This window comes from Consotaella aegiceratis, assembly GCF_036541425.1.
GTDB lineage: Bacteria > Pseudomonadota > Alphaproteobacteria > Rhizobiales > Rhizobiaceae > Consotaella > Consotaella aegiceratis.
Genome location: NZ_JAZHFT010000020.1, coordinates 44,968 through 57,654 on the forward strand (window position 1 = coordinate 44,968; position 12,687 = coordinate 57,654).

The 12,687-nt window shown below is 64.5% G+C and carries 15 protein-coding genes and 1 other RNA gene; 6 read left to right on the forward strand and 10 right to left on the reverse strand.

Annotation, left to right across the window (positions count from 1 at the left end):
- Window positions 1-49: 49 nt before the first annotated feature.
- Entirely contained in the window at window positions 50-565 is a 516-nt protein-coding gene (ruvC, locus tag SMD10_RS14370; RefSeq protein WP_331686396.1) for a crossover junction endodeoxyribonuclease RuvC, read from the reverse strand.
- A gap of 197 nt (window positions 566-762) precedes the next feature.
- On the opposite strand from ruvC, the gene SMD10_RS14375 reads away from it, so the two are divergent.
- Both SMD10_RS14375 and SMD10_RS14380 read left to right on the forward strand, forming a co-directional pair.
- Window positions 763-1,833: a serine hydrolase domain-containing protein gene (locus SMD10_RS14375; RefSeq protein ID WP_331686397.1), complete on the forward strand. Its 1,071-nt coding sequence runs from the start codon at window positions 763-765 to the stop codon at window positions 1,831-1,833.
- Window positions 1,834-1,933: 100 nt separating this feature from the next.
- Window positions 1,934-2,509 carry a Uma2 family endonuclease gene (locus SMD10_RS14380; RefSeq protein ID WP_331686439.1) on the forward strand — a complete coding sequence of 192 codons (576 nt, stop codon included), beginning with the start codon at window positions 1,934-1,936 and terminating at the stop codon, window positions 2,507-2,509.
- 60 nt (window positions 2,510-2,569) lie between these two features.
- Here the strand turns inward: SMD10_RS14380 and SMD10_RS14385 are convergent, their stop codons facing one another.
- The gene (locus SMD10_RS14385) at window positions 2,570-3,319 is read right to left on the reverse strand and encodes a YebC/PmpR family DNA-binding transcriptional regulator (protein WP_331686398.1); all 750 of its coding nucleotides are present in this window, start codon (window positions 3,317-3,319) and stop codon (window positions 2,570-2,572) included.
- Window positions 3,320-3,540: 221 nt separating this feature from the next.
- On the opposite strand from SMD10_RS14385, the gene SMD10_RS14390 reads away from it, so the two are divergent.
- The 3 genes from SMD10_RS14390 to SMD10_RS14400 all read left to right on the forward strand — a co-directional run bounded on the left by SMD10_RS14390 (window position 3,541) and on the right by SMD10_RS14400 (window position 6,466).
- Entirely contained in the window at window positions 3,541-5,112 is a 1,572-nt protein-coding gene (locus SMD10_RS14390; RefSeq protein WP_331686399.1) for a DUF2125 domain-containing protein, read from the forward strand.
- 97 nt (window positions 5,113-5,209) lie between these two features.
- Window positions 5,210-6,028 carry an MBL fold metallo-hydrolase gene (locus SMD10_RS14395; RefSeq protein WP_331686400.1) on the forward strand — a complete coding sequence of 273 codons (819 nt, stop codon included), beginning with the start codon at window positions 5,210-5,212 and terminating at the stop codon, window positions 6,026-6,028.
- Between the two features lie 63 nt (window positions 6,029-6,091).
- On the forward strand, window positions 6,092-6,466 hold the full coding sequence (locus SMD10_RS14400; protein WP_331686401.1) for a VOC family protein: 375 nt from the start codon (window positions 6,092-6,094) through the stop codon (window positions 6,464-6,466).
- A gap of 38 nt (window positions 6,467-6,504) precedes the next feature.
- Here the strand turns inward: SMD10_RS14400 and SMD10_RS14405 are convergent, their stop codons facing one another.
- From SMD10_RS14405 to SMD10_RS14425, 5 genes are all read right to left on the reverse strand, one after another.
- Window positions 6,505-7,239 carry an RDD family protein gene (locus SMD10_RS14405; protein ID WP_331686402.1) on the reverse strand — a complete coding sequence of 245 codons (735 nt, stop codon included), beginning with the start codon at window positions 7,237-7,239 and terminating at the stop codon, window positions 6,505-6,507.
- 116 nt (window positions 7,240-7,355) lie between these two features.
- Complete coding sequence (locus tag SMD10_RS14410; protein ID WP_331686403.1) at window positions 7,356-8,204, reverse strand: RDD family protein; 849 nt, start codon at window positions 8,202-8,204, stop codon at window positions 7,356-7,358.
- A 144-nt stretch (window positions 8,205-8,348) separates the two neighbouring features.
- Window positions 8,349-9,110 (reverse strand): TerC family protein, encoded by a 762-nt coding sequence (locus SMD10_RS14415; protein WP_331686404.1) that lies wholly within the window; start codon window positions 9,108-9,110, stop codon window positions 8,349-8,351.
- A 71-nt stretch (window positions 9,111-9,181) separates the two neighbouring features.
- A complete protein-coding gene (locus SMD10_RS14420; protein ID WP_331686405.1) occupies window positions 9,182-10,003 on the reverse strand; it encodes a TIGR00282 family metallophosphoesterase in 822 nt (273 codons plus the stop codon).
- Window positions 10,003-10,671, reverse strand: coding sequence for a glutathione S-transferase family protein (locus tag SMD10_RS14425; RefSeq protein WP_331686406.1), 669 nt, complete (start codon window positions 10,669-10,671; stop codon window positions 10,003-10,005). The genes SMD10_RS14420 and SMD10_RS14425 overlap by 1 nt, the downstream gene beginning before the upstream one ends.
- Before the next feature lie 199 nt (window positions 10,672-10,870).
- Between SMD10_RS14425 and SMD10_RS14430 the strand changes: the two genes are divergently transcribed.
- Window positions 10,871-11,461 (forward strand): CAP domain-containing protein, encoded by a 591-nt coding sequence (locus SMD10_RS14430; protein ID WP_331686407.1) that lies wholly within the window; start codon window positions 10,871-10,873, stop codon window positions 11,459-11,461.
- Here the strand turns inward: SMD10_RS14430 and SMD10_RS14435 are convergent.
- The 3 genes from SMD10_RS14435 to SMD10_RS14445 form a co-directional block, all read right to left on the reverse strand.
- A complete protein-coding gene (locus SMD10_RS14435) occupies window positions 11,409-12,014 on the reverse strand; it encodes a 5-formyltetrahydrofolate cyclo-ligase (RefSeq protein ID WP_331686408.1) in 606 nt (201 codons plus the stop codon). The two genes, SMD10_RS14430 and SMD10_RS14435, sit on opposite strands and share 53 nt — an antisense overlap.
- Before the next feature lie 72 nt (window positions 12,015-12,086).
- A non-coding RNA gene (ssrS, locus tag SMD10_RS14440) (6S RNA) lies at window positions 12,087-12,245 on the reverse strand.
- 62 nt (window positions 12,246-12,307) lie between these two features.
- On the reverse strand, window positions 12,308-12,670 hold the full coding sequence (locus SMD10_RS14445; protein WP_331686409.1) for a cell division protein ZapA: 363 nt from the start codon (window positions 12,668-12,670) through the stop codon (window positions 12,308-12,310).
- Window positions 12,671-12,687 lie beyond the last annotated feature (17 nt).

Below are 12,687 nucleotides of genomic sequence, written 5' to 3' on the forward strand. Positions count from 1 at the left end.
ATACCTCCTCGGTATTACCTACGATCACAACAAGAACAAGTCAAGAACATCAGCCAGCGAACGCCCTGCGTGCAGCGACCGACTGGCGGTGATGGCTGTGGCAGATGGCGATCGCCAATGCATCCGCCGCGTCGTCGGTGTCGAAGGTCGCCTTGGGCATCAGCACCTTCACCATCATGTGGATCTGCTTCTTGTCGCCATGGCCGACACCGATCACCGTCTTCTTGACGGCATTGGGAGCGTACTCGGAGACCGGCAGCCCGGCGAGCGCCGGAACCAGCATGGCGATACCCCGGGCTTGGCCTAGCTTCAGGGTCGCCGTGGCGTCCTTGTTGACGAAGGTCTGCTCCACCGCGGCCTCGTCCGGCTGCAACTCGTGAACGATCGCCGAAAGCCCGTCATGCAGCTGCCGCAGGCGCGAGGCGAGGTCCAGAGTGGCATCCGAGGTGACGGTGCCGGAACCGACGAAGCGCAGACTGTTGCCGAGCGTTTCGACCACGCCCCAACCCGTCCGCCTGAGCCCCGGATCGATGCCGATGACGCGAATGGGAGCCTCCTGCACCATTTCACTGATCTCCCATTCCTAGCCGAGTCGGTTCGAATCGACCAGAACAAGACAGACAAAAAGTGAACATAAGAGAAACGCGTCATGCCTTCCGCGCGATACGCCGGCGCTTTCGACTGGAAATCGATCCTGGCGAACGATCAACTGACAGTGACCTCGCCTATTCGCCCGGCGTACGCGCCCCCATCTCGGCCCCCATGACCCTTGCCCGATCCCTGACCCGTCGTCGCGCACTGTCCGGCCTGCTGGCTGGCACGGCCGCACTGTATGTCGCCCCGGGCCTTGCCCAGGAGGGCAGCCCAAGCCTTCCCCAAAACGACGCCCCCGCCGATTTCGATCAAGCGGTGGAAAGGGCTCGCGGACTTGCCCCGCTCGAAACGCTGATCGTCGCCCAGCACGGCGAGACGGTGATCGAGGAGGGCTTTCGCGGCCATTCCACGACAGCGCCGACCAATATCAAGTCCGCTTCGAAGTCGGTCATCTCGGCCTTGGTCGGCATCGCCATCGACGAGGGCGTCCTCGAAGGACCCGACCAGACGATTGCCCCGCTGCTGGCAAACGACCTGCCCGACGATCCCGATCCGAGGCTTCGAGAGATCACGATCGGCAATCTCCTATCGATGCAGGCGGGGCTGGAGCGCACGTCGGGCGGCAACTACGGGCGATGGATCGCCAGCGCCAACTGGGTCCGCTTCGCTCTGTCGCGCCCGTTCGACGACGAGCCAGGCGGCGCGATGCTCTATTCCACCGGCAACAGCCATCTGTTGTCGGCGATCCTGTCGCGACGAAGCGGGCGCTCGACGCTGGATCTGGCGCGGGATTGGCTGCCGGAAAGCGTTCGGATCGCCGATTGGGAGCGGGATCCCCAGGGCATCTATCTCGGCGGCAACCAGATGGCGATGAGCCCGCGCTCTCTGCTGGTCTTCGGCGAGATCTACCGTCGCGGCGGCCAGGATGCCGACGGCAACAGGATCATCCCGCGAGACTGGATCGAGAAGTCATGGAAGCCGCGCACACGCTCCCGCTTTACCGGCGTTGCTTACGGCTACGGCTGGTTTCTCGATCGGTTCGCCGGCCACGCCGTGCGCTATGGCTGGGGTTATGGCGGACAGATGATCTATGTGGTGCCGGACCTGGCGCTGACCGTCGCGATCACCTCCGACGAAACGCATCCCTCGGGCCGTGGCGGCTATGTCCGCGAACTCCATCGACTGGTGTCCGAGGCGATCATTCCTGCCGCAGAGGCGAGGCAGGCCGAGACGCTTTGATCCTTTCGGCCTTCGCCTTCACCTCGTCCGACATTGAGTGGTATCCTGCTGTCGCCACGATCGGAGCACGCGCATGAGCGAAGCGATCCAGCAGCGACGGATGACACCCGACGAGTTCTTCGTCTGGCAGGCCGAGCGGGACCGGAACTACGAGCTTGTCGACGGCTTTCCCGTCCTGACGCCGAAGGCGATGACCGGCGCATCGCTTCGGCATGACGATATCGTCGTTAATGTTTTGCGTCTGCTCGCCAATCAGCTGCGTGGAAAGCCCTGCCGGCCTCACACTGACGACATTGCCGTCCGAAATCCGAACGGCAATGTTCGCCGACCAGACATCTTGGTGGATTGCAAGCGCGGTCAGAGCCGTTCACTCGAAGCGGCTGAACCGCGAGTCCTGATCGAAGTTCTGTCACCCTCAACCATGGCATTCGACCGCTTTCGCAAGGTCGAAGAGTATAAGGAGCACGAGAGCATTGCCGTCGTGCTGTTGATCGCATCCGAGTCGGCCGAGATCATCGTTTGGCGCCGTCACGCCGAAGGCTGGCGCTCGCAGATCGTCGAAGGGCTGAGCGCGGAAATCGCGCTGCCGGAGATCGACGCGGAATTGCCGCTGGCCGAGATCTATGAGGATACCGGGATTACCGATCCGCCCCGTTCCGGAGCAAGTGCGGGCTGAACGCAAAACGGCGGCCGGTCGGCCGCCGCTGGATCCTGTTCGCTTGAGCCGGACTTGGGATCAGGCGGCCGAAAGCCGCGCCATCACTTCGTCGTCGACCTCGAAATTGGCATAGACGTTCTGCACGTCGTCGTCGTCGTCGAGATTGGCGATCAGACGCATCACTGATTGCGCCTTCTCTTCGTCGACCGGCGTGCCAGTCTGCGGCCGCCAGATCGCCTTGACGCTCTCGGCTTCGCCGAGCGAGGCCTCGAGCGCCTTGGCGACGTCGCCAAGGTCCTCGAAAGCCGTGATGATCGTGTGGCCGTCCTCGCTCGACTCCACGTCGTCGGCTCCGGCCTCGATGGCCGCTTCCATCACGGCGTCGGCGTCCCCCGCGTCGACGGGGTAGACGATTTCCCCCACCCGATCGAACATGAACGACACCGAGCCGGTCTCGCCGAGCGAGCCGCCCGACTTGGTAAAGTAGGAGCGCACGTTGGAGGCGGTGCGGTTGCGGTTGTCGGTGAGCGCCTCGACGATCACCGCAACGCCGCCCGGCCCGTAGCCCTCGTAGCGCACTTCCTCGTAGTTCTCGCCCTCGGCGGCCGACGCCTTCTTGATCGCCCGCTCGATGTTGTCCTTCGGCATCGACTGCGCCTTGGCGTTGTTCACCGCCAGGCGCAGGCGCGGGTTCATGTCGGGATCGGGCGTGCCGGTCTTGGCCGCCACGGTGATCTCGCGCGCCAGCTTGGAGAAGAGCTTCGAACGGGCCGCGTCCTGCCGGCCCTTGCGATGCATGATGTTCTTGAACTGTGAATGGCCAGCCATAGAGTGTCCGGTCGATCGTGCTGAAAGTGGCCGACATATAGAAAAGACGAGGCGAAACGTCCAGAAGCGCTCGTAAACAGACCTCTTTTCATTTCGTTTGCCATTCCCGGCCATTCGGGCTTGCGCAACTGCTGCGCGTGCCTGCTATACACCGACCGGTTGACTGTCAGTCTGTCGACCGATGCTCTAGATGCGGCAGCGACAGCCGTCGGGAGGAACCCATGCTCGTCCATCGCACGATCATACTGACCGCTGCCTTCGCCTGTGCTTCGCCAGCGCTGGCACAGGACGCTTCTGCGACAAAACCAGGCACGGAAGCCGGCGCGGAAAAGCTGCGCGCTGATCTCGCCCAAGTCATCAGCCCGCAAGCGTTCGACAAGGGGTACGTCACGGTCGAGCCGGACGCCTCGGGCTATCGCGTCACCGTCGCCATCGACACGACCTATTCCGTGGCGTCGGGTTCCGACGACGCGACGAAGCCGGCCGACGGCGCGGCGGAGCCTTTGGCCTTTACCGCCGATGTGACGATCCCGGCCTGGTCGTTCCACATCAGTGAGCAGGCGGACGGCAATTGGCTGGTGGAGAGCAAAGATCCCATGTCGTTCAGCTATGGGCTCGCCTATGGCGGCCGCGACTCGTCGATCGACTACGACCTCGGCGCGATCGATTTCTCGGGCGTCTATTCGCCCGCCCTGGCCACCTTCCGGTCCCTGTCGGGCACCGTCGGGAAGACCGAAATGCGGCAGACGGACGTCAGCGGCGAAGTGACGGCGACGACAGGCCCTCAAACCTTCGACATGACCGCGACCGAAGCCGGCCAGGGTGCGGTCGATTTCGTCTACTCCCAGACCGTCGAGGATTTCTCCGAGCACATGGACATGGCGGTCGATCCGACCAATCCGGATCAGACCGTGCCCATCGTGCTGAAAGCAGCGAGCCTCGACGCCGAGGGCAGCGGCAAGGCGCTGAAAAGCCGAGCCGTCCTCGACGTCTACAGCTTCGTCCTCGCTCATGCTGCCAAGGAGGATCTGCAAGCCTCCCAGGACGAGTTGAAGGACAAGCTGCGCGCGCTTCTCCCGCTCTGGGATACGATGGACGGCACGTTTGCCTTCAACGGGATGGACGTCGAGACGCCGGCCGGCCAATTCTCGGTCGACAAGGCGTATGGTCGTCTTGTCGCCGACGGCATCGAGACCGCCGGACGCTACACCTACACCCTCGGCGCCGAGGGTTTCGCCACCTCATCGGACCAGGTGCCGCCTTGGGCGCTCTCGCTCATACCGTCCGATCTCGAACTGGCTCTCAGTCTCGACGACACGGATCTCGATACGCCCGTGCGATTGGCGATCGAGGATTTCGACCTGAACCGGTCGTCGCCTCTGTCGGAAGACGCCAAGGCGCAGATCGAGGCTCTGTTCCGGGACACCCCGCCGCATGTGATCATCGAACCATCGCGTATCGTCGGGCAGGACTACCGCATTTCCGTTTCCGGCGAGATCGGGTTCTCCGACGCGACGCCGCAGGCGACGGTGGACGTCAGGGCCGAGGGGCTGGACGCCGTGATGACCAGCCTGCAGCAGGCCGGCCCGGACAATCAGCAGGCCTTCCAGGCGCTGGGCTTCGTCTCCATGGCCAAGGGGTTTGCCGAGACGCAGCAGGACGGCAGCGTGCGCTGGCTGATCGAGGCGGCGCCGGACGGATCGGTGAAACTGAACGGCGTCATGCTCAAGGGGCCGACGGCTCCTGCAGATGCCCTGCCCGGCGAGGACGTCGAAGACCAGCTCAAGAACTGAGGTCCGCACGCTTCACTCGAATATGAACGGCCGGCGCGCGGCGCGATGGTAGGCTTGGTGGGAATGCCTGCAGCCCCACGAACCGCGAGGCCCGCGCATGGTCTACCGTTTCATCGCCCTGGTCCTGGCGCTCTTGCCGGCCGTCCCCGCTTCGGCGCAAATGGTCCCGAGCACCTGCTACGCGCTCGCCGACCGGCTTCCGCAGGCGACCTTCGCCTCCTTCGAGCCCGATCGGGACGCGGCGCCGCTGCGACTGGCAGCGTTGCAGCGTGACGAAGTCGAGATCACCTATGTGCAGCACTCGACCTATCTGATCGAAAGCGCCGGCGGCGTGCGCATCGCCACCGACTATGCGGGCGTCACCATTCCCGGCGGGCTGCCCACCATCGTCACGATGAACAAGGCGCACAGTTCGCACTACACGAACTTTCCCGATCCCGGCATCGATTACGTGCTACGCGGCTGGAATCCCGAGGGCGGCGCGGCGCATCACGCGCTCACCGTCGACGACGTCTACGTCCGCAACGTGCCCACCGACATCCGCAGCTTCGGCGGCGCGATGGAGCGCGACGGCAATTCGATCTTCGTCTTCGAGATCGCCGGCCTCTGCATCGGCCATCTCGGGCATCTCCACCACCGGCTCACCGACGAGGATTTTGCGGCGATCGGCCGGCTCGACATCGTCATGGTGCCGGTCGACGGATCAATGACGCTCAGTCAGGAGGGCATGGGCGAAATCGCCGAGCGCCTGCGCTCGTCGATCATCCTGCCGATGCATCGCTTCGCCGGCCCGATCCAGCGCTTCGTCGACCAGTTGCCGGACTTTGCCGTCGAACAGCTCGGCTCCCGGAGCTTCACCGTGTCAATGCGCTCATTGCCGGACCGGCCGACCGTGATAATTCTGCAGGGTGTCTGACGGCATCGCCGCAGGGGCCCGGCCCGGTGCCTGTCGAGACCTCTTGGCCTCGTGGAGGGTCCGATGCTCGATCACGTCGGTTTTGCAGTCAAGGATTTCGCCCGAGCCAGGGCATTCTATGAGGCGGCGCTGGCGCCACTCGGCATGACCGTCGTGATGGACGGCGACGAGGCCGGCGGCTTTGCCGGTTTCGGCAAGGACGGCAAGCCATGGTTCTGGATCGGCAACGGGCCGATGCCGGCAACGGCGGTCCATGTCGCCTTCAGCGCGCCGGACAGGGCCGCGGTCGATGCCTTCCACGCCGCGGCGCTCGAAGCGGGCGGCCGTGACAACGGGGCGCCGGGCCTGCGTCCGCATTACCACTCGAACTACTATGGTGCCTTCGTCTTCGATCCAGACGGCAACAACATCGAAGCTGTCTGCCACAAGCCGGAGTGACATGCAGTCGGGGTGCCTGCCCGGCGGTCGCGAGCTTTTCAGCCGCGCCAGTCGTCGTAGACGACGAAGGTCGAACAGAAGTAATCGTGCATAGTAATTTTATAGCGATTCCAATTATTCATGAAGATAAAGCATAAAAAGCTCATCAGCGAGAGCGCCATGCATATCCAACGAAGCAATGCCAAGCCATAGCCGACATCTTCTCCATTGAACTTGATGACGCGAATGCCAACGGCGCGTTTTCCGAACGTCGCCTGCCTTGGACCGCCGTGCAGTACGACATAGTAGCCGATCATAGCCAAGACACACAGCAGCCCGTACACCAATTCCAGGTCTGCCGGATAGAGGTCGATCAGGTCAGATGCCGGGGCCAAGTCGATTGCGTAAGTAACGGCGACTGCGAGCACCACAAACGCTAGGAAGATCACCGCAAGGTCGATGATCCAGGCCGCGATGCGGATCCAAAAACCTGCGAACCGATAAAGATCGGCAACCGTTGGAGCGACAGGTTGTGGCGCCGGACCTGCGGCTTCTTCCTCCGACGTCGACCCCCAAATGAGATGCTTCAGCGGCTCGATGTCGACAATCGATCGCCAGGCTCCAGCGACGGGATCAAAGACGGGCGTGCTGTAATCGATTGTCCCCTGATCGAGCAGCAACGCTATCGCCCTCCGGCCGTAAAGGGCGTCCGGTCGGCCGTCGATGCGAATTCGCCAAAAGCTGGGGTATGACCCCTGTTCCGGGACCGTGAGCCGCGTTTTGTCTGCCGGCATGGCCAACACTCGACATCTTCGTCGTCAGTGAGCCATTCAGTTAGCGTTCGGGCAGACGACTTCGAGCGCAGAAGGCCGTTTCGAAGCTCGTTTCTGTCCGCCCGAGGCTTCGTGGTCTATCGGCACCTGTCGTCATAGATGACGCGGGTCGAGCAGATCATGTCGTGCAGGGCGCGCTTCTGTTCGGTCCAACCGGCCATGAAGAAGCCGATGAGCAAGGTGAAGGACGATACGAGCATCGCCAGCCAGCGGGCGAAGGCAAGCCCGTAGCCGAGCCTCCCGCCGTCCCGCTTGATGACCCGCAGGCCGAGCGCGCGCTTGCCGACCGTGGCCTGCCAGGGGCCGCCGTGCAGCAGCACGTAATAGGCGACGTTGATCGCAATGCCGACGAGATTGAGGATCGGGGCCAGCTGCTCGATGTCGCCGTCGATGGTCTCGGACGTCGATTGAACCGCCAGCATGCTGCCGAGCACTCCGCCCATCAGCGCAGCGATCGCGATAAGGATCAGCGTATCGATGCAATAGGCCGCGAAGCGGATCCAGAACCCGGCGAATCGATGGTTCTGGGGCAGGCCCGCGCTGACCGGACGGTGCTGTGCCGTCGTCCGCTCGACCGAGCGAGCCGGCCGAAACGCGTCGTCCCGCGGCGGGCGCGCTTCGCGGCCGAACAGGCGTTCGTCGACGGACGCCTTGCGCTCGTCGGTCGGTTCGACCGCAGGAGAAGAGGGACGCGCCGCTTCGATCGGAGGGCCGCGGTAGAGGTCTTTCAAGCCGTCGATCTCGACCATCGGACGCCAGCTTTCGCCCGCCTGGTCGTAGACCAGCGTGTCGTAACCGATCCGCCCCTCGTTGAGCAGCATCTCGACGTCGTGGCGTCCATAGGGTCCATAGGATTGGCCGTCGACATGCAGCCACCACATGTCCTGCGGCGTTTCAGGCGGCTGTTCGGGGACGGTGTTCGACATGGCACTCTCTGATTACGCTTCTGGGCGGCCGGTGGTCCCAATCCTAGCGCTACCGAGCCAGGATGCCAGTTCGAACCCCAAGCCGGGCGGCGACATGCCGCTTCTGCCGGGCATCGGCGCGGCGCCGGCGCAGGGCCATGGCCTTCAATGCGCCGGAGGAATCCCCTGCTTCTCGTCCTTCCGCCGCTTGCGGCGCGCCAGCATGTTGAGCCCTTCCACCAGAGCGGAAAACGCCATCGCGGCGTAGATATAGCCCTTGGGCACGTGGAAGCCGAAGCCATCGGCGATCAGCGTCATGCCGATCATCAAAAGGAAGCCGAGCGCGAGCATGACGATGGTCGGATTGGCGGCGATGAAGCGCGACAGCGGCCCCGAGGCGATCATCATCGCGATGACGGCGAGAACAACCGCGATCATCATGATCCCCACCTCGTCGGTCATGCCGACAGCGGTGATGATCGAATCGATCGAGAACACCAGGTCCAGGATCAGGATCTGGACGATCGCCGCGCCGAAGCCTATCGCCACCTTGCCGCCCACCATGTCCTCGGGCCCGTCGGCAGGGTCGACGGAATGATGGATCTCGCGCGTCGCCTTCCACACCAGGAACAGGCCGCCGGCAATGAGAATGAGATCGCGCCAGGAAAAGCCGTGACCGAACAGTTCAAATAGCGGATCGGTCAGATGCACGATGACGAAGACCATCGAGAGCAGGCCGAGGCGAAGAATGAGCGCCAGCGAGATGCCGATCCGTCTGGCGCGGCCGCGCTGATCGGCGGGCAGTTTGTTGGTCAGGATCGAGATGAAGACGAGATTGTCGATGCCGAGCACGATCTCCATGACGACCAGCGTCACGAGGGCGGCATAGGCTGCCGGATCGGCGAGGAAGGCGAACATGTCAGGCATCGGACGTCCCGAGGCACGAGGAACCGGCGCTGGCTAGATGGGAAGAATTGCGCCCAGCACAAGGCCTCCGCTCACCAGAAATCCGGCACCGTCTCGTCGAGCCGTGGCCCGAGCCTGAGCGGCGCGACGCGCTCGGCCAGACCGGTGCGATTGGAGATCTCGACGGCCAGACCGCAGATCGTGGCCGGGCCGCTGGCCGCCTCCATGCGCCGCTGCGAGATCTTCGTCACGAAGCGGTTCAGCGGCTCCTCCTTGTCCATGCCGAGGGAGGAATCGTAATCGCCGCACATGCCGGCATCGGACTGGAAGGCGGTGCCGCCCGGCAGGATCTGATGGTCGGCCGTCGGCACGTGGGTGTGGGTGCCGACCACGACGCTGACCCGTCCGTCCAGGAAGTGCCCCATGGCGATCTTCTCGCTGGTTGCCTCGGCATGGAAATCGACGATCGCCGCATCCGCCTGCTCGCCCAGCGGACAGGCCTCGACCACATCGGCAGCGGTGCGGAACGGGTCGTCCAGATCCGGGGCCATGAAGACGCGCCCCATGATGTTGGCGACGAGAACGCGCGCGCCGTTCCGGGCCTCGTAGAGCCCCGAGCCGTGGCCGGGGGTCGAGGCTGGAAAATTGGCGGGCCGCAGGAAGCGTTCGGCGCGCGGCGCGAAGCTGAGCGCTTCCTTCTGGTCCCAGACGTGATTGCCGGTGGTCACCACATCGGCCCCCGCCTCCAGGGTGCGCGAGAAGATGTCCTCGGTGATGCCGAAGCCGCCGGCCGCGTTCTCGCCGTTGACCACCACGAAATCGAGCTTGAAGTCCGAAACCAGACCCGGCAACCGGTTGAAGACGGCCGTGCGGCCGGTGCGCCCCACCATGTCGCCCAGGAAGAGGAACCGCATCACTCGTGCTCGCGCTTGGCGGCGGCGAGCTTCTCCAGCGCCTGCTTGACCGCGGGACGGGCGCCGATGCGCTCGACCCAGGCCGCAAGCGCCGTGAAATCGCCGGTGCCGTAGTCCTTCAGTCCTGCCATGCCGCCCTTCACCCAACTGAAGTTCATGACGTCGGCGATCGAATAGGTGCCGGTGAGGAAATCCCGATCCTTCAGCCGTTCGTTCAGCACCCCCATCGACCTGAGCGATTCGGTGCGGAATCGCTCGACGGCGTAGGCGATCGGCTCGTCGCGGTTCTTGAAGTGGAACCACTGGCCCAGCATCGGCCCGATGTGACCGGCCTGGAAGAAAGTCCAGGACAGAGTCTCGGCCCGCTCCTCCCCGGACGCGGGAAGCAGCTGCCCCGCCTTCTCGGCAAGGTAGACGAGGATCGCGCCGGACTCGAAAATGGGAATGCCGGTCTCGTCGTCCTTGTCGACGATCGCTGGGATCTTGCCGTTGGGGCTGATGGCGAGAAACTCGGGCCGCCTTTGCTCGTCCGCGCCGATATTCACCATGTGCAGCTCGTAGTCGAGCTTCACCTCTTCCAGCATGATGATCGGCTTTTCGCCGTTCGGCGTCGTCCAGGTGTAGAGTTCGATCACGGCAATATCCTTCTCGTCGACCGTTGCATCCACGACAGCTAGTGGTCCGCTTGCGACATTTGCATCCCCTCGCACCGGCCTCTGACGCGGTCGAGGGGATTCGAACGTCGATTCGACTTTCCAACGTTACGGCCATCGCCGCTCGTGGACGCCTTGTTCGCGCCATATCCCTATAGGAGCGATAAGACAAAGGCGTCAGCTAGGCACCAGCCTCCGATCCGACATCGTTCTCATGCTTCATCGACCCCATGCTCTCCTGACATCGGCGCTCGCCTGCCTTGCCTGCATCGCCTTGCTGGCGGGCTGTGCAAGTTTTCGCGATCGCGGACCGACCAGCCCCGTCGCCTTCGATCGAACCCAGGCGCTGGCCGAAATCAACGCCTTCCGCTCGCAGAACGGCCTCGGCCCCCTCACCTTCGAACCGCATCTGCAGGACGCGGCCGAAGCCCAGGCCGAAACGATGGCCGCCGTCGACCATATGGACCACGATATCGACGGCAAACTGCCCTCCCGGATCGAATCGCATGGCTATCAGTGGCAGGCGACGTCGGAAAATCTCGGGCGCGGTTACCTGACCTTCCACGACGCCTTGATCGGCTGGGAAAACTCGCCGCATCATCGCGAGAATTTGCTGAACAAGCGCGCCATCCATGTCGGCCTGGCAGCGGCGCGCCCGGCGGCGGGCGGCACCCATTACTGGGCGATGATCGTCGCGGCCCCTCTGCCGGAACGCCGCGCCGTCGGTGGCCCGACCGCGAGCCCCGGCGGCATCAGCGGTCAGTGGTGGGGCGCGGCGATGGGCGGATCGATTCGCGTTCCGTGACGACGAGGCCGAGCGGCACGTCGTGCGGCTCCGTGGGCACGTGGTCCACCTCCTGGACGGCAAAGCCGAGGCCGACGAGAAACGGATCGAACCCCTTGGCCCGCAGAGCGGCGACGGCCCGGTCGTAGAATGCCCGTCCATAGCCGATGCGTCCGCCCCGCCGATCGAAGGCGGCGAGCGGCATCAGCAGGATGGCGGGCTCGATCGTCGCGCTCGCCGGGCCCGGCGCGAAGGTGCCGAAGCCCTGGGGGACGAGTTCCACGCCCTGAACATGCTCGCGAAATTGCAGGGCATCGTCGACGATCGCCGGCACCGCGATCCGGGCGCCGCGCGCTTCCAGCATCGCCATCAGCGGCCGCGGATCGATTTCGGAGCGGATCGGCAGAAATCCCGCGATGCCGGTGCCGGCTTCGAAAGCGAGATCCTGATCACAGCGTGCTGCGATGGCCAGCGAAGCCTCGGCGCGATAGGCGGCATCGAGCCCGTCGCGGCGGACGAGCGCCTCGCGCCGCACGCGCGCCTTGTCCTGGGAGAGAGCCGAGGAGACCGTCATGCGGATTCGTTCGCAGGCGCGCGCCGCCGCGTCAACCACGTCGGCCCGTCGAATCAGAGGGAAGAAGGAAGTTGGCGAGCCACCTCGGCCGATGGTCGAAGTCGATCCCGGGAACCTACAAAGTAGGTGGGCGCCGTATATCCCGGCCCACGGGCCGAGTCAGGGACAGCTCCCTTCGGAATGACTAAGGCCCCGGGGAAAAGTTACGCCTGTCGTACCGCGCAGCCCGCCGACGCCAAAGATAGGCCGACCATGGGCCCAGCGCCAGGGGGCGGCCATGAAATAAGCCGATGTCAGTCGCCGACGCTGGCCAGCTTGCCGGCGATGCGCTCGATCGAGGCCGCGGCGTCGTTGAGTTGGCGGGCGATCTCGGCGTCGGTGTCGGCCCTGTTCTCCGGCGACCCGCTGGCCGCCTGCGCCGCCGCGAGCCGTTCTTCTAGATCCGCCATCCGTCCGCGGATTTCGGACAGTTCGTCGACCGCCATGATGGCGGCCATCACCGTCAGGCGCTGATCGCCGATCTCGCCGAAGCCCGTCCGCAGTTCGGCGATGCGGCCGTCGACATCGCGGGCCAGCTCGGCGAGATGCTCTTCCTCGCCTTCCGCGCAGGCCATGCGGTAGGTCTTTCCATCGATGGTGACGACAACTTGAGGCACCCTACACCCTCGACCTC